The organism is Pseudomonas sp. WS 5410, assembly GCF_012985645.1.
Taxonomy (GTDB): Bacteria; Pseudomonadota; Gammaproteobacteria; order Pseudomonadales; family Pseudomonadaceae; genus Aquipseudomonas; species Aquipseudomonas shahriarae.
The window spans coordinates 19,743-38,084 of sequence record NZ_JAAQWS010000023.1 but is presented as its reverse complement, the minus strand read 5'-3'; the positions used below and the strand labels follow the sequence as shown (position 1 = coordinate 38,084).

General features: G+C 62.0%; 20 protein-coding genes and 1 riboswitch. Of the genes, 4 read left to right on the top strand and 16 right to left on the bottom strand.

Annotated features, from left to right (window positions below; translation table 11 throughout):
- Window positions 1-119 precede the first annotated feature (119 nt).
- Window positions 120-443, bottom strand: coding sequence for a sel1 repeat family protein (locus HBO24_RS25370; RefSeq protein ID WP_057438775.1), 324 nt, complete (start codon window positions 441-443; stop codon window positions 120-122).
- Window positions 444-1,322: 879 nt separating this feature from the next.
- Here HBO24_RS25370 and HBO24_RS25365 point away from each other — a divergent pair.
- The 3 genes from HBO24_RS25365 (at window position 1,323) to HBO24_RS25355 (ending at window position 3,748) form a co-directional block, all read left to right on the top strand.
- Complete coding sequence (locus HBO24_RS25365; RefSeq protein ID WP_007898912.1) at window positions 1,323-1,547, top strand: hypothetical protein; 225 nt, start codon at window positions 1,323-1,325, stop codon at window positions 1,545-1,547.
- A gap of 279 nt (window positions 1,548-1,826) precedes the next feature.
- A complete protein-coding gene (locus HBO24_RS25360; RefSeq protein WP_057958860.1) occupies window positions 1,827-2,309 on the top strand; it encodes a hypothetical protein in 483 nt (160 codons plus the stop codon).
- Window positions 2,310-2,455: 146 nt separating this feature from the next.
- Complete coding sequence (locus HBO24_RS25355) at window positions 2,456-3,748, top strand: outer membrane protein transport protein (protein WP_057438773.1); 1,293 nt, start codon at window positions 2,456-2,458, stop codon at window positions 3,746-3,748.
- Window positions 3,749-3,813: 65 nt separating this feature from the next.
- On the opposite strand, the gene HBO24_RS25350 is transcribed toward HBO24_RS25355, so the two are convergent.
- The 13 genes from HBO24_RS25350 to cobO form a co-directional block, all read right to left on the bottom strand.
- Window positions 3,814-4,365: a redoxin domain-containing protein gene (locus HBO24_RS25350; RefSeq protein WP_057438772.1), complete on the bottom strand. Its 552-nt coding sequence runs from the start codon at window positions 4,363-4,365 to the stop codon at window positions 3,814-3,816.
- A gap of 150 nt (window positions 4,366-4,515) precedes the next feature.
- On the bottom strand, window positions 4,516-5,715 hold the full coding sequence (locus HBO24_RS25345) for an MFS transporter (protein ID WP_170060573.1): 1,200 nt from the start codon (window positions 5,713-5,715) through the stop codon (window positions 4,516-4,518).
- Between the two features lie 61 nt (window positions 5,716-5,776).
- Window positions 5,777-6,181, bottom strand: coding sequence for a MarR family transcriptional regulator (locus HBO24_RS25340; RefSeq protein ID WP_057438770.1), 405 nt, complete (start codon window positions 6,179-6,181; stop codon window positions 5,777-5,779).
- A gap of 42 nt (window positions 6,182-6,223) precedes the next feature.
- A complete protein-coding gene (locus tag HBO24_RS25335) occupies window positions 6,224-6,952 on the bottom strand; it encodes an adenosylcobinamide-GDP ribazoletransferase (protein WP_057438769.1) in 729 nt (242 codons plus the stop codon).
- Window positions 6,953-7,528, bottom strand: coding sequence for an alpha-ribazole phosphatase family protein (cobC, locus tag HBO24_RS25330; RefSeq protein ID WP_057958856.1), 576 nt, complete (start codon window positions 7,526-7,528; stop codon window positions 6,953-6,955).
- Window positions 7,525-8,580, bottom strand: coding sequence for a nicotinate-nucleotide--dimethylbenzimidazole phosphoribosyltransferase (cobT, locus tag HBO24_RS25325; protein WP_115127644.1), 1,056 nt, complete (start codon window positions 8,578-8,580; stop codon window positions 7,525-7,527). The genes cobC and cobT overlap by 4 nt, the downstream gene beginning before the upstream one ends.
- Window positions 8,577-9,098, bottom strand: a complete 522-nt coding sequence (gene cobU / locus HBO24_RS25320; protein WP_170060566.1) for a bifunctional adenosylcobinamide kinase/adenosylcobinamide-phosphate guanylyltransferase — start codon at window positions 9,096-9,098, stop codon at window positions 8,577-8,579. Before cobU ends, cobT begins: the two co-directional genes overlap by 4 nt.
- Window positions 9,099-9,108: 10 nt before the next feature.
- The gene (locus HBO24_RS25315) at window positions 9,109-10,560 is read right to left on the bottom strand and encodes a cobyric acid synthase (protein ID WP_169960377.1); all 1,452 of its coding nucleotides are present in this window, start codon (window positions 10,558-10,560) and stop codon (window positions 9,109-9,111) included.
- Complete coding sequence (gene cobD / locus HBO24_RS25310; RefSeq protein ID WP_170060565.1) at window positions 10,557-11,546, bottom strand: threonine-phosphate decarboxylase CobD; 990 nt, start codon at window positions 11,544-11,546, stop codon at window positions 10,557-10,559. Before cobD ends, HBO24_RS25315 begins: the two co-directional genes overlap by 4 nt.
- Window positions 11,539-12,447, bottom strand: a complete 909-nt coding sequence (cbiB, locus tag HBO24_RS25305; protein ID WP_170060564.1) for an adenosylcobinamide-phosphate synthase CbiB — start codon at window positions 12,445-12,447, stop codon at window positions 11,539-11,541. Before cbiB ends, cobD begins: the two co-directional genes overlap by 8 nt.
- Window positions 12,444-13,094, bottom strand: a complete 651-nt coding sequence (gene bluB / locus HBO24_RS25300) for a 5,6-dimethylbenzimidazole synthase (protein ID WP_057438763.1) — start codon at window positions 13,092-13,094, stop codon at window positions 12,444-12,446. Before bluB ends, cbiB begins: the two co-directional genes overlap by 4 nt.
- Complete coding sequence (locus HBO24_RS25295) at window positions 13,091-14,455, bottom strand: cobyrinate a,c-diamide synthase (RefSeq protein ID WP_170060563.1); 1,365 nt, start codon at window positions 14,453-14,455, stop codon at window positions 13,091-13,093. The genes bluB and HBO24_RS25295 overlap by 4 nt, the downstream gene beginning before the upstream one ends.
- A complete protein-coding gene (gene cobO / locus HBO24_RS25290) occupies window positions 14,452-15,063 on the bottom strand; it encodes a cob(I)yrinic acid a,c-diamide adenosyltransferase (protein WP_170060562.1) in 612 nt (203 codons plus the stop codon). Before cobO ends, HBO24_RS25295 begins: the two co-directional genes overlap by 4 nt.
- Before the next feature lie 79 nt (window positions 15,064-15,142).
- A riboswitch (cobalamin riboswitch) is annotated at window positions 15,143-15,391 on the bottom strand.
- A gap of 99 nt (window positions 15,392-15,490) precedes the next feature.
- On the opposite strand from cobO, the gene HBO24_RS25285 reads away from it, so the two are divergent.
- The gene (locus HBO24_RS25285; RefSeq protein WP_170060561.1) at window positions 15,491-16,804 is read left to right on the top strand and encodes a sorbosone dehydrogenase family protein; all 1,314 of its coding nucleotides are present in this window, start codon (window positions 15,491-15,493) and stop codon (window positions 16,802-16,804) included.
- 133 nt (window positions 16,805-16,937) lie between these two features.
- On the opposite strand, the gene HBO24_RS25280 is transcribed toward HBO24_RS25285, so the two are convergent.
- Entirely contained in the window at window positions 16,938-17,477 is a 540-nt protein-coding gene (locus HBO24_RS25280; RefSeq protein ID WP_057444557.1) for a C40 family peptidase, read from the bottom strand.
- A gap of 144 nt (window positions 17,478-17,621) precedes the next feature.
- Window positions 17,622-18,251 carry an NlpC/P60 family protein gene (locus HBO24_RS25275; protein WP_057438759.1) on the bottom strand — a complete coding sequence of 210 codons (630 nt, stop codon included), beginning with the start codon at window positions 18,249-18,251 and terminating at the stop codon, window positions 17,622-17,624.
- Window positions 18,252-18,342 lie beyond the last annotated feature (91 nt).

The window sequence follows — 18,342 nt, the reverse complement described above, 5'->3', positions numbered from 1 at the left end:
TCAGAGGCAACGCCGCAGCGGCGAGGCCCAGTGCCACACTGGTCCAGTCAAAAGCCATAGCCATTCCTGCCATTACGGTAAAAGAGGAAGGTTAACCAAGCAGGCGCTTCGTGGACAGCTCAGTCTTTGATCTGACCCAGTTCACGCTGAGCGCCAGGGTCGCCGGCACGGGCGGCCTGGCGCAGCAGGTCGTGGCCGATGCGGCGGTCCCGGGCATTGCCGCACTCACGGCACATCAACAGGCCCAGGCGACTCTGCGCCACGACCACCCCTTCACGGGCGGGCTGCTTGAGCAAACGCCCGGCGAAGTGCTTGATATTGGGGTTATCGCCAATGCGCGGGTTATCCAGCAGCCACAGCGCGACTTTCAAAGAGAAACGCTTGGGCGGGGTAACACTCGGAGGGTTGTCGGTAACAGCGGGTGATACTGAGCGAAACTTCATAAAGCACTGTAGGGCAGAACGGAAGGCGCGCCACTCTACTCCTTTTTTCGTACGGGTAAAGCTGAAAAAACCCGGCACGCCCGTTCTAGAGCAAGCGCTTGGGACAATCCACAGAAGCTGTGGATAACTCAGTGGACAACCGTGCTTTAACTCGCGCAAAGGCCCATGGAACGGGGGCCGCGCTTAAACTGACGATTTTTTCACCAATAAAAAAAAGCCAGATTTTTCATTGACTTAAATTTTCGATGCAGGCATTCGTGGGCTAATCCGACCATGCGCCTTCCGGGTGACACACTGCGCAACCAATGTGCACAACTACCTGCCTGGTGGTTATATCGCCGCCGCTTTGTGGCCCAAAACGTTACAGGGGTGACACACAAGCGTGGGCTGTACCAGGGGCCCAAGTAAGGTATTTTTGCTAACACACTTGCTTTACCGGTTTCAAGCCATTACTATCCGCAGCGTTAGTACCAAGCTGAAAGTCAATTCTGGTCGAATAAATCCCCGCGACGTAGCTTCCCTAAAGAGAAGTTTTGTCAATCTTGATGGGATCGACCACCTCGATGGTTTCCAGGTATCACTTGCGACGACACTGCCTTTGAACAATGCAAAGGGTGTCGCGAAGTTTCCATACTCTGACCGAACCAACCTGCAAATTGATCAGGATCTTCGCCCTGGGCCCAGAACCTTTGCCCCTGTTGTGTTGCCTGCCCTCCTAAGTACCTACCTGCCAGCCCAAGCGCGCCAAATTATTCAGCGCTTCAAACTGGCTGCTTTGTTCCAGTCGGGTTCTTCGCATGATCAATGGTGATCAGCGTCACTGGAACGTTTTAACGTTGCACGGTTCTTAACCGTGTCATTTGTAGGAACACCAATAATATGTCCACTCAAATCCATACTCAGGATGCCATTCGCACCCTCACCAATGCTTTTGCTCCAATGAACTGCCTGATCATGGCCGCTCGCAAAGGCTGCTTCAGCTTCACCCTGGTCAACGAACACGGCATCGCTCGTCACAGCGAACGCCTGTACCCCGATCAATACTCCAGCGCAGAGCCGCTGCAGGCCGTGATCGAGCGTACCCGTCAGGCCCTGGTTGCCTGATTGACCCGACGCTGAACATCGAAAACCCTGCCCGCAAAGCAGGGTTTTTTATTGCCTGGAATTCGGTTTTTTGTCGGTTGGCTTTAGGTCAAACAGATATAACGCTTATAACCCCCCACCGGAAATATTTTAAAAACAGACCTTTACGTCGTGAATCTGACACTACACTTCAACTCAGGCGGCATGATCCGCCTCCGGCGAGCCTGAGATCCGATCCACCGCTGCCAAGCCCCCCCTTCTCAGGCATCGCCGACCATTTTCAAGGGTTCCGAGGGTTCTATGGGCATTGCCGCCAGCGAATTGTGTCGTTATGTGATCAGACCCACGCTGATTTACCTGGGTCGCCACAGCCAAACCGCAGAATCCCTGCTGCTGGGGGTTGCCGCCAGCCAATCGGAACTGGGCTCGGCCCTGCATGACCGGCGCGGCCACGGCCTGTATCGCATTACCGAATCGCGCCACAGAGCCTTATGGGACAGCTACCTGGCCCTCGACCCGGAACGTGCCAGCCTGGTGCGCGGCCTCGCCAGCCAGCATGCCTTCCTCAGCGGGCCGCAGTTGGAGCTGACGGTCAACCTGCGCTACGCCACCGCCATTGCCTGGTTGCTGGTGGAACAACATCGCCCCGAACTGCCCCAACCCGACGATCTGCTGGCAATGGCGCGTATCTGGAAAGAAATATTTCACCCTCAGGGTCGGCTACGGGATTACACCCAGGCCTGGCAAACCTGTGTAAACCCAATGAATCAGGTCGCGTGCTGATCGGGCACTTTGCAAGATTCGGCAAAAAGCGGCAATTTTGGTCGGATTGTCCTACAAAACCGCTCTATCTCCAGCATTACAGCCTATAGCGCTAAGTTAATTTTATTGATACTTTCCGCAGCGGTGATCACCCCGGAGTTCTAATAATGAAAAAAGTAATGCTCAAGACCACACTTAGCCTCGCCGTTGCCATGGCCTCTTCCCAACTGTTCGCAAGCGGCTTTGCCCTCAACGAACAAAGCGTCAGCGGGATGGGTACCGGGTTCGCGGGCCGTTCTTCTTCTGCCGATGATGCAAGCACTGTTTTTGGCAACCCTGCCGGTATGGCTCGCCTTGAAGGCCAGCAAGTCACGGGCGGTGTTGCGGCGATTGATGCCACGACCAATATCAGCCAGGTCAGCGGCAACACCAACACTTCCGGTAGCAACAAAGGCGATATGGTGCCTTTCACTGCCGTACCGTTCGGTTTCTACACCAACAAACTCAATGATCAATGGGCAGTCGGTTTCGGCGTCTATGCGCCGTTCGGCCTGGTCACTGACTACGAACGTGGCTTCCAGGGCCGTGGCTTTGGCAGCAAGAGCGAAGTGAAGGTCATTACCTTCCAGCCAACTGTCAGCTATGCCTTCAACGACCGCGTGTCCGTAGGTTTTGGTCCGACCTTCAACCGCATCGCCGGTACGCTGGAGTCGGATGTTTCGTTGCCGCAAGCACCTAACGCCGTCAACAACATCAAGATCAAGGGTGACGATACCGCCCTGGGCTTTAACGTTGGCGTGCTGGTACAAGCCACCGACACCACCCGTGTGGGCCTGACCTACCACTCGAAAGTGAAGTACAAACTCGAAGGCCACACCGAAGTGTCCCCGGGCGCTGGCGTTCCACCGCAGCTGCTGCGCGGCAACCGCTACGACGCTTCGCTGAAGATCGACACCCCTGAATCCTGGGACCTGTCGGTGACCCAGGACATGAACGATGCCTGGAAGCTGTATGCCGGCGCGACGTGGACACGCTGGAGCCGCCTGAAAGACATCACCGTCAACAACGAAGGTGTAACTACGGGCAACGGCGGCGGTGCAGGGCCACAGCTGGTGGGCACCATCAAGGAAGACCAGAACTGGCACGACACCTGGGCTTACGCAGTCGGTACCTCGTACCAGCTGACCAAGCAAGTGGTCCTGCGCACTGGCCTGACCTTCGACCAGTCGCCTACCAACAACACTAATCGTTCGCCACGTATCCCTACCGGCGACCGGACCATCTTCAGTGTTGGCCTGGGCTACGCGGTCATGGATAACATGACCATCGACCTGGCCTACTCGTACCTGCAGGAAGAAGACATCAAGGTCAACAGCCACAACAAGCTGGGCCAGACTTACAACGCCAAGTATGAAAACAGCGCCAACGGTTTCGGCCTGGGCATGACGTACAAGTTCTGATCCAACGCTGCATAAAAAAGCCCCGCTCTCCTGCAAAGGAGGCGGGGCTTTTTAGTAGCCGATAATCAGGGTTTGGAAGCCAATGCCTGCTCCACGGCCTCGATCAGATCCGGGCTGTCCGGTTTGGTCAGGCTGGAGAAGCTGGCGATCACCTTGCCCTGGCGATCCACCACATACTTGTAGAAATTCCATTTCGGCGCGTTGCTCTGCTCGGCCAGGACCTTGAACAGGTGCGCCGCATCGGGGCCCCTGACCTTCTGTGGCTCGGTCATGGTGAACGTCACGCCGTAGTTCACATAGCAGACCTTGGCCGTTTCCTCGCCTGTCTTGGCTTCTTGCTTGAAGTCATCGGAGGGCACACCAATCACTTCCAGGCCGTCACCTTTGTAGCGCTGATACAACGCCTCCAGTCCCTTGAACTGCGGGGCGAACCCACAAAAACTGGCGGTATTGACGATCACCAGGGGCTTGCCGGCAAAGCGCTGGCACAGGTCGATGGACTCCTTGGCGCGCAATTTGGGCAACTGGCCCTCAAGCAACGTTGGGCAATCGGCGGCCATGGCGACACCACCAAGGCCCATCATCAGGGCGGGTACTGCAAGCCAACGCATTAACATGTCGGGTGTCCTTGGACAAAGTCAGGCAAACAACTTAACAGATCGACATACCCAGTTGCATCAACGCCAGCCCGCTGCGCTGCCAGCCCCACCAGGCCAGCAGCAATAGCGTCAGCAGGCCGGCTGCGCCAACCCAGTACCCGATCGAGTTCATGCTACCCCCATCTGCGCTTGCAACCTGGCCACAGGCCGCTCACGCACGGGCCAATTAAGGGCGGCCGCGACCAGGCTCAAGACGATCGCCACCTGCCAGATCAAATCGTAGTTACCGGTTCGATCATAGACCACGCCCCCCAGCCAGCCGCCGAGGAACGAGCCCAACTGATGGAACAGGAACACGATCCCACCCAGCATCGACAGGTTTCTCACACCAAATAAGGTCGCCACCGTACCGTTGGTCAGCGGCACGGTCGACAGCCATAAAAAGCCCATGGCCATGCCGAACAGGTAGGCACTCATTTGCGTCACCGGCGCCCACAGGAACAACACGATCACCACCGCCCGCAGCAGGTACAGCGCGGTGAGCAAACGCGGTTTGGACATCCGCCCGCCGAGCCAGCCCGCCGTGTAGGTGCCGAAGATATTGAACAGGCCGATCAGCGCCAACACCGTGGTGCCGACGGTCGCCGGCAGGTGCTGATCCACCAGGTAGGCCGGCAAGTGCACGCCGATAAACACCACTTGGAATCCGCAGACAAAAAAACCAAAGGCCAACAACCAGAAACCGGAATGGGAACAGGCTTCATGCAAAGCCTCGCGCAGGGTTTGCTGACCAGCCATGACCGGCAGCGGGCGGTCCTTGATCATCGTCACCAGCGGCACGATCAGCACCACCAGCAGACCCAGCACCAACAAGGCGGCGGACCAGCCCAGCCAACCAATCAGGCCGAGGGTGCCCGGCAACATGGCGAACTGGCCAAAGGAACCGGCGGCGCTGGCAATACCCATGGCCATGCTGCGCTTTTCCGGGGCCACGGCACGTCCGACCACGCCGAGGATCACCGAGAATGAGGTGCCGGACAGGCCGATACCGATCAACAAGCCGGCACTCAAGGACAGCGACCACGCCGAATCGGACAAGCCCATGAACACCAGGCCCAAGGCATACAGCACGCCACCGATCATCACCACTTTGGCCGCGCCAAAGCGGTCGGCCAGGGCTCCGGTAAACGGCTGCGCCAGGCCCCAGATCAGGTTTTGCAAGGCGATGGCAAAGGCAAAGGTTTCACGACCCCAGCCGAACTCGGCGCTCATGGGCGCCAGAAACAAACCAAAGCCATGCCGCACGCCCAGGGAAAGGGCCAGGATCAGCGCACTCCCGACAAGAATCCAGCCACTGGTACGCCACATTGAGGTCATTATTATTCTCCGCTACGGGTATATACCCGCTTGTATTCGAACAAGCCCGCGTTTAAGCGAGTTCATCCAGCAAGGCCAACAGGGTTTCGCGTTTTTGCACGCCCAATTTATCGATCAGTTTCTGCTGCGCCGCTTCCCAGGCCGGCAATGCGGCCGCCAGGCGCTGTTTGCCTTGCTCCGTGAGCACCACCAGACGGTTGCGCAGGTCATCGCCTTCGACCAACCGCACCAGGCCTTCGCCCTCCAGCACCCGCAGGTTACGCCCCAGGGTGCTGCGGTCCAGGCCCATGGCATCGGCCAGGCTGGAAATACTCGGTTGATTCAGACGCTGCAGGTTACACAGCAAAGAATACTGGGCGACGTTGATTCCGAAGCCATCGAGGGCGCCGTCGTAGTGCCTGCTGACGCCACGGGCGGCACGACGCAGGTTGGTGCATAAACATTGGGAGGCAAGCATGGAACGTGTATATACCCGCGATTAAGGAAATGCAAGAAAGTGTTACAGAGCCAGACCGATCAACACCGCCACTTCGAGCAGTTCCAGCAAGGCGCCGGCCGTGTCACCGGTGGTGCCGCCCAGTCGATTGATCATCACCTGCCGCAAGCCCACAAAGCAGATGGCCGCCAGCAACACCGCAATCCCGCCGCTGAAACCGCCGATCAACACACACGCCAGGCCACTGAGGATCAGCACCTGCTGCCCGACAATCCGTGGCAAATGGTCAGCCAGCGCCTGGCCCAGGCCCCCGGCACGCACATAGCGGGTGGTGAGAAACAGTGCCAGCAACGAGCTGCGACCGATCAATGGGGCGAGGATCAAGGCGGCGCCATTGTGTTGCTCGATCAGCGCCACCAGCGCGGTGAATTTAAGCAGCAGCACCAAGCCCAGGGTCACGACAGCAATCGGGCCGCTGCGCGGGTCTTTCATGATAGTCAGGGTGCGTTCGCGGTCGCCAAAGCCACCCAGCCAGGCGTCGGCGCTGTCCGCCAGGCCATCCAGGTGCAGGCCGCCACTGAGCAACACCCACGCCGTCAGCAGCAGGGCCCCGTGCAACAGCAAGGGCGCGCCCATCAACAGCGTGTTCAAGCCCCACAGCAGCAACCCGAACAACAGCCCCACCAGCGGATAAAACAGCAGCGAGCGCCCCAGTTCCTGGGGTTGCGGCATGCCCGGCAGGCGAATCGGCAGGCTGCTGAGAAACTGCAAGGCAATCCAGAATGGCAACATTCAGGCGCCCTCGCTCAACACACCGTCGGCCTCGACCCGCAGGCTGAACAGGCCGCCGTGGCCCACCTCGACATTCAGCAACTGCTCACGGGGCAAGCCGCGGGCCTGGGCCAGCAGTAAACGCATGACGCCACCATGGCTGATCAGCAGCACCCGTTGGCCGGCATACAGCTGATGCAGACGTAGGACAGCGTCCCGTACACGCTGGGAAAACGCCTCGACAGGCTCGCCATCCGGCGGCGTAAAGCTATATGGATCAGCCCAGAAAAGCCCCAATGCCTCGGCATCGGTTTCCATCAATTGCACCGCGCTCTGCCCTTCCCAGGCGCCGAAGTGCAGTTCCTGCAGATCCTGTTCCAGGCTCACCGGCAGGTTCAGGCGTGCGCCCAACTCCTCAGCAAAACGCGCGCAGCGCTGCAGCGGCGAGCTGACCAGACGATCCCACGGCCCGCGCGCCAGCACCGCCTCGCGCATCTGCGCCCAGCCCTTGGCGGTCAGGGCATCATCCAGGCTGCCGCGCAAACCGCCGCCCAGTTCGGTCTCACCATGGCGTAGCAGGTCCAGGTGCAAGGTCATGCCGGGCGGTCCGCCACGGCCGCTTCTGCGAATGTCGCCATCTGCCCGTGTAACGCACAGGCCAGACGCAACAGCGGCACCGCCAGCGCCGCGCCGCTGCCCTCGCCCAGGCGCAGGCCCAGTTCCAGCAGTGGCTGGGCTTCAAGGCTTTGCAACACATGGCGATGGCCCGGCTCGGCGCCCCGATGGCCGAACAACAGCCATGGCCGGCACGACGGGTTGAGGCGCGTGGCGACCAGCGCCGCGACGCTGCAGATAAACCCGTCGACCAGCACCACCACCCCCGCCTGGGCGCAGGCCAGATAGGCCCCCACCAACCCGGCGATCTCCAGGCCACCGAGATTGAACAAGGTCTGCAACGGGTCGCCCCGCTGCCCGGCATGCAATGCCAGGGCCCGCTCGATCACCGCCACTTTATGGCTCACGCCCTGGGCATTCAGGCCGGTGCCGGGACCGGTCAGGTCGCTGACCTGGCAATCGAGCAAGGCACAGGCCAGCGCACTCGCGGCAGTGGTGTTGCCGATGCCCATCTCACCGCCAATAAACAGCTGCGCACCGGCGCTGATCGCGCGCTGCACGCTGTCACGCCCCGCCGCCAGGGCCAACTGTCCCTGGGCCTCGGTCATGGCCGCGCCCAGCACAAAATTGGCCGTGCCCGGGGCGATATTCAGGTGGCGCACGCCCGGCAGGTCGAGCGACGGCGTCACGGTACCCAGATCCACCACTTCCAGCTGTGCATCCAGTTGGCGGGCCAGCACACTGATCGCCGCGCCACCGCTGACAAAGTTATGCAGCATCTGCCCGGTGACTTCCTGGGGATAGGCCGAGACCCCTTCCGCGACCACTCCGTGATCGCCGGCAAAGATGGCGATCCACACCTGCTCGACCGTCGGTTTGACCCGGCCCTGCAAACCGGCCAGTTGCACCGCCAACGCTTCCAGTTGCCCCAGGGACCCGGCGGGCTTGGTCAGTTGTTGCTGGCGGGCCAGGGCTTGTTCATAAGCCGCAGCGTCCAGCGCCTTGCACGGGTCCAGCCACCAGGATGGGCTCATAACGCAGTACCTTTCAAAGTCAGGGGCAGGCCGGCAACGGTCAGCACTACACGCTGACACCGCTCGGCCAAGGCTTGATGCAGCCATCCGGCTTCATCCACATAGCGGCGAGTCAATTCGCCCAGCGGTACGACACCCAGACCGGTCTCGTTGCTGACAAAAATGATTTCGCCCGGCAGTGACGCCAGGCAGTCCAGCAGGGAGTCACGCTCGACGCCCAGGCGCTGTGGGTCGTCCAGCAGCAACAGGTTGGTGAGCCACAGGGTCAGGCAATCGACCAGCAGGCAATGCCCAGGGGCCGCGTTTTCACGCAGTACCCGCGCCAGTTCCAGCGGTTCCTCGATCAACCCCCACTGGCTGGGACGGCGCTGGCGATGCAGGGCGACGCGCGCGTTCATTTCACCGTCCAGGGGTTGGCTGGTGGCGATATAGGTGACGGGCAAGGCGCTGTCGCTGGCGAGTTTTTCCGCCAGGCGGCTTTTACCGGAGCGGGCGCCGCCGAGGATCAGTTGCAACATGGTCAAGCCCTCAAATCCCACATAACTGGCGCAGCAATCGGGTATCCAGATGCTGCTCCACCAGGTCTGCCAAGCGCTCGATATCGCGCTCGCGCAAGCCGTGGTAATCCACTTCCTGCACGTCCTGCAAACCGGCCCAGCGCAACACGGCGCTGCAGGCCGCCGGGGTTTCGAACAGGCCATGCAGATACGTGCCGAGGATTTGCCCGTCATCGCTGCAGGCACCGTCACTGCGGCCGTCATCCAGGCGTACCGCTGGCTGCGCCAGGGCGGCACCTCGGGTCACGCCTGCATGGATCTCATACCCGCTGACCGGCGCCTCTTCCAGCACCAGCCGGCCGCGCACATTGCGCAATTGTTTCTCGGCTTCCAGGGTGGTGCTGAACGCCAGGAGGCCCAGGCCATCACTGGAGCCCTCAGGCCCTTCCAGGCCCAGTGGGTCGTGGACCTGCTCGCCCAGCATCTGCAGGCCACCGCAGATGCCCAGCACCTTGCCGCCGTAACGCAAGTGCCGGGCAATGGCCGTGTCCCAGCCATTGGCGCGCAGATAGGCCAGGTCGCTGCGCACGCTTTTCGAGCCGGGCAGGATGATCAGGTCGGCGGCGGGGATTGCCTGGCCCGGCCCGACAAACTGCAAATCCACCTGGGGATGCAGGCGCAGCGGGTCAAAGTCGGTGTGGTTGCTGATGCGTGGCAGCACCGGCACCACCACCTTGAGCACCTGCGCCGCCTTGTCGATCTGGCGCTGGTCGATGCCATCCTCGGCTTCCAGGTGCAGATCCATCACATACGGCAGCACCCCCACCACCGGCTTGCCGGTGCGCGCCTCAAGCCAATCGAGGCCCGGTTGCAGCAGGGCGATATCGCCGCGAAAGCGGTTGATGATAAAGCCCTTGACCCGCGCCTGTTCCGACGGCGACAACAGCTCCAGGGTGCCCACCAGATGGGCGAATACCCCGCCGCGATTGATATCGGCAATCAGTAACACCGGGCAATCCACCGCTTCGGCGAAGCCCATATTGGCAATGTCATTGGCCCGCAGGTTGATCTCGGCTGGCGAGCCTGCGCCTTCGACCATCACCACCGGGTAGGCCGCACTCAAACGCGCGTGGGAGGCCAGCACCGCCTGCATGGCGATGGCCTTGTAGTCGTGATAGGCCACGGCATTCATGCTGGTCACGGCGCGGCCATGGATGATGACCTGGGAGCCGGTGTCGCTATTGGGCTTGAGCAGCACCGGGTTCATATCGGTGTGCGGCGCCAGGTTGGCAGCCTGGGCCTGCACAGCCTGGGCGCGGCCGATCTCGCCACCTTCTGCCGTCACCGCGCTGTTGAGCGCCATGTTCTGCGGCTTGAAGGGCACCACCGGCACGCCCTGGCGCACGACCCAACGGCACAGTGCGGTCACCAGGGTGCTTTTGCCCGCGTCGGAGGTGGTGCCTTGCACCATCAGGGTGGTCATGAGGTTTGCTTCCAGGCAGTCAGGGCCTGTTCAAGGCGCAGCCAATCGGCATCAGTCCCGGGCAGGCCAAAACGCAGGCTGCTGTCGTGGACAAACAGGCGCAGCAGGATGCCGCGCTGGGCCATGAATTCATGCAACTGCTCGGCGTGATCGGTGATCAGCCACTGGAACAGCGCGCAGCCACCTTGCGGGCGCAGGCCATACTGCTCCAGCAGGCGGAACAGGCGCTGGCTGGCGTCTTCACAGCGCTGGCGCTGGTAGGTATGGCCGGCGCTGTCGCGCAGGCAGACCTGGCCCAACTCCCGGGTCGGCCCGCTTACAGCCCAAGGCCCGACCTGTTCGGCCAGCAGCTTGAGCAGTTTGCGTTCGGCCAGCACAAAACCCAGGCGCACCCCGGCCAGGCCGAAAAACTTGCCGAACGAGCGCAACACAATCAGCCCGACTTGATTGGCCTGGCTCGCCAGGCTCAAGTGCGGGGTGTTGTCCATAAAGGCCTCATCCACCACCAGCCAGCCACCGCGCTCGGCCAGGCGCGCATGCCAATCCAGCAGGCGCTGGGGCGTGAGGCTCAGGCCGGTGGGGTTGTTGGGATTGACCACCACCAACACGTCGAGGCTGTCGAGGAAGAAGTCGACTTCCTGCTCCAGCACCTCGCGCACGATGTAACCGGCGCGGCGCCAGGCTTCGGCATGCTCGGCATAGCACGGCGACAACACGCCGACCTTGCCCGCCCGGCGCAGGCGCGGCAGCAACTGGATGGCCGCCTGGGAGCCCGGCACCGGTAATACCTGGGCCGCGCCGTAGTAATCACAGGCTGCTTGTTCAAGGCCATCATCGGTCTCTGGCAAGCGGGCCCAGGCCCGCAGCGGGATAGGCGGGATGGGCCAGGGCCAGGGCGCGAGGCCACTGGACAGGTCCAGCCAGTCTTCCTGGGCAATGCCGTACTGCAGCGCCGCCTTGCGCAGCCGTCCACCGTGTTCAAGCATAGAAATGCGCCCCCGCACACAGGATCAACACCCACAGCCACACGCCGCGCTGCACCAACTGCCAGCCACGCTCGATGGAATCGGCATCGGCCGGCGGCCCTTCGCCGAGGATCGGACGCTGGTGCAACTCACCGTGATAAATCGCTGCCCCGCCCAACTCGACGCCCAGGGCACCAGCGCCCGCAGCCATCACCGGCCCGGCATTCGGGCTGTCCCAGGTCGGCCCCTGGCGACGCCAGCATGTGAGCGCCAGGCGCGTCTTGCCGAGCACGGCGTAGGTCAACGCGACCAGCCGCGCAGGAATGTAATTCAGCAGGTCATCAATCTTCGCCGCCGCCCAGCCAAAACGTTCAAAACGTTCATTGTGATAGCCCCACATGGCATCCAGGGTATTGCTCAGGCGGTACAGCACCACGCCGGGCACGCCGGCCACGACAAACCAGAACAGCGCGGCAAACACCGCGTCACTGCCGTTTTCCAGCACCGACTCGGTGGCTGCGCGGGCCACTTCGGTGCTGTCCAGCTCACTGGTCTGGCGGCTGACCAGGTAACTCACGCGCGTGCGTGCTTCGTCCAGGTCGCCGCTGCGCAGGGCCTGGGCCACCGGCAACACGTGCTCACCCAGGCTGCGCATGCCCAGGGCCAGGTACAACGCGAGGATCTCGATCACCCAGCCGAAGTAAGGCGCCCAGGACAAGGCCGTGGCCAGCAAGGTCAGCGGTATCACCGTAATAAACCACGCGCTCACGCCATGGCTGCGCCAGCCACGCCCCGCGGAGTTGAAACGTTGCTCGATGCGCCCGGCAAAATTGCCGAACGCCACCAGCGGATGCCAGCGCCTGGGCTCGCCCAGCAGCGCATCCAGCGCCACTGCAGCGACACTCAGCAAGGCCACACTCATTGACTCACTCCCCAATAATTCTCATACAGCATGTCACTCAGCGGACGCGGTTCGGTCCAGCCTTCGAGTTGCAACATCGGTGCCGGGTAGAACTCCGTCACCGGGCCCAGGCACAGCACGGCCAGGGGCTTGGCACCGGGTGGCAGGCCCAGCAGGTCGGCCAGGTCCCGGGGTTCGAACAGTGACACCCAGCCCATGCCCAGGCCTTCGGCGCGGGACGCCAGCCATAGATTCTGGATCGCACAGGACAGTGAGGCCAGGTCCATTTCCGGCAAGGTCCGACGCCCGAAAATATGCCGTTCACGGTCATCCATCAATGCCGCCACCAGCACCTCGGCGCAGTCGTGGATGCCTTCGACCTTGAGCCTCATAAAGTCGTCCGAGCGCTCGCCCAGGGCTTGCGCGGTGCGGATGCGTTCGGCTTCCACCAACTGCTGGATCTGCCCGCGCAGGTTGCGGTCGCTGATGCGGATAAAGCGCCAGGGCTGCATCAAGCCGACGCTGGGCGCCTGGTGCGCGGCGTGCAGCAGGCGGTGCAACAACTCGGGGGCGACGGTGCCGCCACTGAAGTGGCGCATGTCGCGGCGTTCGGCAATGGCGCGGTAGATGGCGTCGCGCTCGGCCTGGGGGAAGGCGTTGTCGGTCATGACACTATCGCGGGCAAGCCCGTGCCTACCGTTGCAATACAATCGCCTGCGTTGGCGGCGTCTCGATCCGGCGCAAACAGCGCGGCCACTGCAACCGGGTTCGACGGGAAATAAAAGTGCACATAGGAGGCCGTCATCCGCCCCTGGCGATACACCGCCTCGGCGCCGCGCCCGCCATTGGGGCTCAGGCCACGGGCAATCGGCTGCCACGGCGTGCTGGTCAGGGAATGATGGTAGGTGTGGCCGCGCAATTCGCCTTCCGGCAATTCGACCGTTTGCAGGGCCAGGGCCGCCAGGCGTTTCTGCATGACCGCATCGCCTTGCAGCAGCCCCAGCAGTTCGGCACGCGTGCCCTCGACATCGGTCAGGGAGTCGAGCAGGTAGAGCATGCCGCCGCATTCGGCCAGCAATGGTTTGCCGGCGCTGTGGTGGGCGCGGATCGCCTGCAGCATCGCGGTGTTTTGCGACAGCGCCTGATGATGCAATTCCGGGTAGCCACCGGGCAGATAGAGGCTGTCGGCGTCGGGCAGCACGCGGTCATGGATCGGCGAGAAGAAGTGCAACTGCGCGCCCATCGCCCGCAGTAAGTCGAGGCTGGCGCCATAGGTGAAGGCAAAGGCTTCGTCACGGGCCACGGCAATCCGCACCCCGGCCAGCAACGGCTGGGCCTCGATCACCTCGGGCGCAGCGAATTCCACCGGCGGTGGCAGCGCTACCTCGCAACTGCTGGCCAGGGCGGCGGCGGCGGCATCCAGGCGCAGGTCGAGGTCATTCAACTCGCTGGCCTGCACCAGGCCCAGGTGGCGGCTGGGCAGCTCGATCCCGGTTTCCCGGGACAGCGCGCCGTACCAGCGCAGGCCTTCGGTCAGGCTGCCTTCCAGCAACTGCGCATGGCGCACGGTGCCGACGCGGTTGGCCAGGACCCCGGCGAACGGCAGGTCCGCCTGGTAACGCGCCAACCCCAGCGCCAGGGCGCCAAAGGTTTGGGCCATGGCGGTGCCGTCGATCACTGCCAGCACCGGCACGCCAAAGTGGCGCGCCAGGTCGGCGCTGGACGGTGTGCCGTCGAACAGGCCCATCACGCCCTCGATCAGGATCAGGTCCGCCTCCCCCGCAGCTTCCCACAACAGGCGACGACTTTCCTGCTCGCCGACCATCCACATGTCCAATTGATAGACCGGCGCACCACTGGCGCGCTCATGGATCATCGGGTCGAGAAAGTCCGGGCCGCACTTGAACACCCGGACCTTGCGCCCCAGGTTGCGATGCAAACGGGCCAGCGCGGCGGTGACAGTGGTCTTGCCCTGGCCTGACGCCGGCGCGGCGATCAGCACTGCTGGGCAATGGCGCGGCTGGTTCAAAGTTCGATGCCTTTCTGTGCCTTGATACCCGCCTGGAACGCGTGCTTGAGCATGCCCATTTCGGTGACGGTATCGGCCATTTCAATCAGTTCCGGTTTGGCCCCGCGGCCGGTGACCAGCACGTGCTGCATCGGTGGCCGGGCTTGCAGGTCGCTCAACACTTGGTCCAGGTCCAGATAGCCGTGCTTGAGCGCGATGTTCAGCTCATCCAGCACCACCAGGCCGATGGATGGATCCTGCAACATTTCCCGGGAAACCTTCCAGGCCGCTTCGGCGGCAGCGAGATCGCGCTGGCGGTCCTGGGTCTCCCAGGTAAAGCCCTCGCCCATCACATGGAAGCGCACCTGCTCGGGGAAGCGGCGGAAGAACAGCTCTTCACCGGTGCTGTTACGGCCCTTGATGAACTGCACCACACCGCATTGCATACCGTGCCCCATGGCCCGGGCGAGCATGCCAAACGCCGAGCTGCTCTTGCCTTTGCCGTTGCCGGTCAACACCAGCAGCAAACCGCATTCATTCGGTGAATTGGCAATGCGCTCGTCAATCACCGCTTTTTTGCGCAGCATGCGCGCCAGGTGGCGTTCGTCACGATCAGGGGTATCAGTCATGGCAGCTCTCCGTTGGGGCTGGACAAAAACGGCGGGCAGGAAAAGACAACTTAAATGAAGCCAAGCATCGCCCACCGTGATGCTGTTGGATGAATCAGGCCGGTCTCCGGGCTCATGAGTGGCGCCCGATTGACCAGGGCAAGCCGACGATGCGCCTTCCCATATCGCAGGCGATACAGTGGCAAAAGCAGCGTCTTGACTCATTTACCGTTGCGGGGGCAGCGCCGGGATCGTGGCCACACTGTAGAAAAGTGCGCGCACTCACCGGCTTCCCTGTTTCACTCGGTCGGCGCGTACGCCACAGAGCACCTGAAACAAGCGGCGAAGGTTAGTGGGTTGGGGGTACAGCGTCAATTAAAGCCGGCCACGTACTTGAACCATCGCCGCGCGCCATACCTCTATGACTACAGGCATTGAGGAGAAAAACATGCACAAGACCCGACTCGCCCTACTGATCATGGCCGCAGGCGCACTCGCTGCCTGTGGCGAAAGCTCAACCTTGCAGGTATCCGATGGCACCGGGCCGTCGCCCAAGCTGCCGGAACCGAATAAAACCCTGATCCCCACCGTCAACATCGCTCCGGCGATTGGCTGGCCCGCCGGGGCCAAGCCCAAGGCCGCCGCCGGCACCCAGGTTGGCGCCTTCGCCGAAGGCCTGGATCACCCGCGCTGGCTGTATGTATTGCCCAATGGCGACGTGCTGGTGGCCGAGACCAATGCGCCGCCCAAGCCGGATGACTCCAAGGGCATTCGCGGCTGGGTCATGGAAAAGGTCATGGGCCGTGCCGGTGCCGGCGTACCCAGCCCGAACCGTATCACCCTGCTACGCGATGCCAACCATGATGGCGTGGCGGAGACCCGCACGGTGTTCCTGGAAAACCTCAACTCGCCGTTTGGCATGACCCTGGTGGGCAACGACCTGTATGTGGCCGACTCGGACAAGCTGCTGCGCTTCCCCTATCAACCGGGAGAAACCGCGATCAAGGCCCAGGGCACCAAGGTCATCGACCTGCCGGGCGGCCCGCTCAACCACCACTGGACGAAAAACGTGGTGGCCAGCAAGGACGGCAGCACGTTGTATGTGAGCGTGGGTTCCAACAGCAACGTCGGTGAAAACGGCCTGGAAGCCGAACAGGGGCGTGCGGCGATCTGGGAAGTCGACCGGGCCAGCGGCAAGCAGCGGATTTTTGCCTCCGGGCTGCGCAACCCCAATGGCATGGCCTGGGAGCCGCAAAGCGGCAAGCTGTGGACGGCAGTCAACGAGCGCGATGAAATCGGCAGCGACCTGGTGCCGGACTACATCACCTCGGTCAAGGATGGCGGCTTTTACGGCTGGCCGTTCAGCTACTACGGCCAACACGTGGATGTACGGGTCACGCCGCAGGACCCGGACCTGGTGGCCAAGGCCATTGCGCCGGACTATGCCGTCGGCCCCCACACCGCGTCGCTGGGCCTGACCTTTGCCGAGGGCAACACCCTACCGGCGCAATTTGCCCATGGCGCTTTTATCGGCCAGCACGGCTCGTGGAATCGCAAGCCGCACAGTGGGTACAAGGTGATCTTTGTGCCATTTGCGGGGGGCAAGCCCAACGGCGCGCCGGTGGATGTGCTGACCGGCTTTCTCAACAGTGATGAGAAAGCCATGGGCCGGCCGGTGGGCGTGGTGATCGACCAGCAAGGCGGGTTGCTGGTGGCGGACGATGTGGGGAATAAGGTGTGGCGGGTGTCTTCAGCCAAATAAATGATTTGTAAACACCCCAAAACAACTGTGGGAGCGGGCTTGCCCGCGATGGCTGTGGATCAGTCAGGAATCTATCCACTGACACACCGCCATCGCGGGCAAGCCCGCTCCCACATTGGGTTTTATATTTGACTTAGGGATTACGCGCCAATTGCCCCGCCGGCAACACGCGCTTGGCGCTCAAATAGGCATTCTGCCAGTAGGCCTTGGACAAGGTATCAAGCTTCACCGTACCGCCGGTTTGCGGCGCATGCACGAAACGCCCTTCACCCACGTAGATACCGGCATGGCTGACCTGCGAGCCGCCGCCCGTGGCGAAGAACAGCAGGTCGCCGGTCTGCAGCGCGTCTTCGCGCACGTCCTGGGCCCGCATCACAATCAGCTCGCGAGTGGTGCGCGGCAGCGAGATGCCCGCGGCGTCGCGGTAGACAAAACCAATCAAACCACTGCAATCAAACCCCGAATCCGGGGTGTTGCCGCCCCAGCGGTAAGGCGTGCCCACCAGGCCCAGGGCGCGAAACAGCACATCTTCGGCCACTGGCGAAAAGTTCTGGGTGGAATAGTTGAATACCGGCTTGGGCTTGACGGCCACAGGCGCAGGTGGAGGACGGCTGGCGCAGGCACTGAGCAGTGCGGCGCAAACAACAAGAATTAGGCGGGCCGAGGTCGACATGGGCAGAACAATCCTGATCTGGATGCGGCTTTCGCTGCCGAACGCTGAAAACTAGACCGCGCAAGCAAGCTTGCGCGGTCTGGTTCGCAACAATATCTCAGGATTCTAGCGCTTACGCGTCAAACTTCAAGTATCACTTTAACTTTACTTGCGAGCGGTAACGGTAGTCGGGGCCATCGCCAAAGCGCGCTTGGCTTCGATGAAGGTTTTGCTCCAGTAGCTGTCACCCAGCTTATCGACCCGCACCCCACCGCTACGGCGGCTGCTGGAGTGGATGAACTGGTCATCGCCCAGGTAGATACCGGCGTGGCTGACGCGACCACGGCCGTTGGTACTGAAGAAAAGCAGATCGCCGGGCTTGAGGTTGTTTCGTGCGACCAACGGTGCATCCACGTTGATCATTTCGCGGGTGGAGCGCGGCAGGTTCATGCCGGCTTCTTCACGAAACAGGTAGCCGATAAAGCCACTGCAGTCGAAACCGGCTTCAGAGGTACCACCGAAACGGTAACGGGTACCGATCAGCGACATGCCGCGTTCGAGGATACTGTCGGCCAGCAGTGGCAGCTGATAAGGCTTGCTGTCGGCAAACTGGGCCAGTTCTTTTTCGGTCGCCACCTCTTCTTCATAAACAGAAGAAGACTGTGCTGCGACGAATTTGGCTTGATGCTGTTGTTGTGGCTTTTGCTGCTCGACCACCTGCTGGGGGTGGGTGGCGCAACCAAACAACAGGGTAACGAGTGCGAGAGGCACGAGGGGTGCGAAGCGATTTAGCATGGGCACGACCGTGGCTGATATGTAAAGAAGCCGAGACTATGCCTTCTATGACATCGATTTGCAAATTCAATCGTGATCTATGTGACTTCTT

Bases quoted from the DNA above. Each gene is read 5' to 3' on its own strand.
- HBO24_RS25345 (WP_170060573.1), bottom strand. From the start codon at position 5,715: ATGTGGCGTACCAGTGGCTGGATTCTTGTCGGGAGTGCGCTGATCCTG.
- HBO24_RS25360 (WP_057958860.1), top strand. From the start codon at position 1,827: ATGGGCATTGCCGCCAGCGAATTGTGTCGTTATGTGATCAGACCCACG.
- cobC (WP_057958856.1), bottom strand. From the start codon at position 7,528: ATGACCTTGCACCTGGACCTGCTACGCCATGGTGAGACCGAACTGGGC.
- HBO24_RS25365 (WP_007898912.1), top strand. From the start codon at position 1,323: ATGTCCACTCAAATCCATACTCAGGATGCCATTCGCACCCTCACCAAT.
- HBO24_RS25350 (WP_057438772.1), bottom strand. From the start codon at position 4,365: ATGTTAATGCGTTGGCTTGCAGTACCCGCCCTGATGATGGGCCTTGGT.
- HBO24_RS25315 (WP_169960377.1), bottom strand. From the start codon at position 10,560: ATGACCACCCTGATGGTGCAAGGCACCACCTCCGACGCGGGCAAAAGC.
- HBO24_RS25275 (WP_057438759.1), bottom strand. From the start codon at position 18,251: ATGCTAAATCGCTTCGCACCCCTCGTGCCTCTCGCACTCGTTACCCTG.
- cobD (WP_170060565.1), bottom strand. From the start codon at position 11,546: ATGCTTGAACACGGTGGACGGCTGCGCAAGGCGGCGCTGCAGTACGGC.
- bluB (WP_057438763.1), bottom strand. From the start codon at position 13,094: ATGACCGACAACGCCTTCCCCCAGGCCGAGCGCGACGCCATCTACCGC.
- HBO24_RS25280 (WP_057444557.1), bottom strand. From the start codon at position 17,477: ATGTCGACCTCGGCCCGCCTAATTCTTGTTGTTTGCGCCGCACTGCTC.
- cobO (WP_170060562.1), bottom strand. From the start codon at position 15,063: ATGACTGATACCCCTGATCGTGACGAACGCCACCTGGCGCGCATGCTG.
- cobU (WP_170060566.1), bottom strand. From the start codon at position 9,098: ATGTTGCAACTGATCCTCGGCGGCGCCCGCTCCGGTAAAAGCCGCCTG.
- HBO24_RS25355 (WP_057438773.1), top strand. From the start codon at position 2,456: ATGAAAAAAGTAATGCTCAAGACCACACTTAGCCTCGCCGTTGCCATG.
- HBO24_RS25370 (WP_057438775.1), bottom strand. From the start codon at position 443: ATGAAGTTTCGCTCAGTATCACCCGCTGTTACCGACAACCCTCCGAGT.
- cbiB (WP_170060564.1), bottom strand. From the start codon at position 12,447: ATGAGTGTGGCCTTGCTGAGTGTCGCTGCAGTGGCGCTGGATGCGCTG.
- HBO24_RS25335 (WP_057438769.1), bottom strand. From the start codon at position 6,952: ATGTTGCCATTCTGGATTGCCTTGCAGTTTCTCAGCAGCCTGCCGATT.
- HBO24_RS25285 (WP_170060561.1), top strand. From the start codon at position 15,491: ATGCACAAGACCCGACTCGCCCTACTGATCATGGCCGCAGGCGCACTC.
- cobT (WP_115127644.1), bottom strand. From the start codon at position 8,580: ATGAGCCCATCCTGGTGGCTGGACCCGTGCAAGGCGCTGGACGCTGCG.
- HBO24_RS25340 (WP_057438770.1), bottom strand. From the start codon at position 6,181: ATGCTTGCCTCCCAATGTTTATGCACCAACCTGCGTCGTGCCGCCCGT.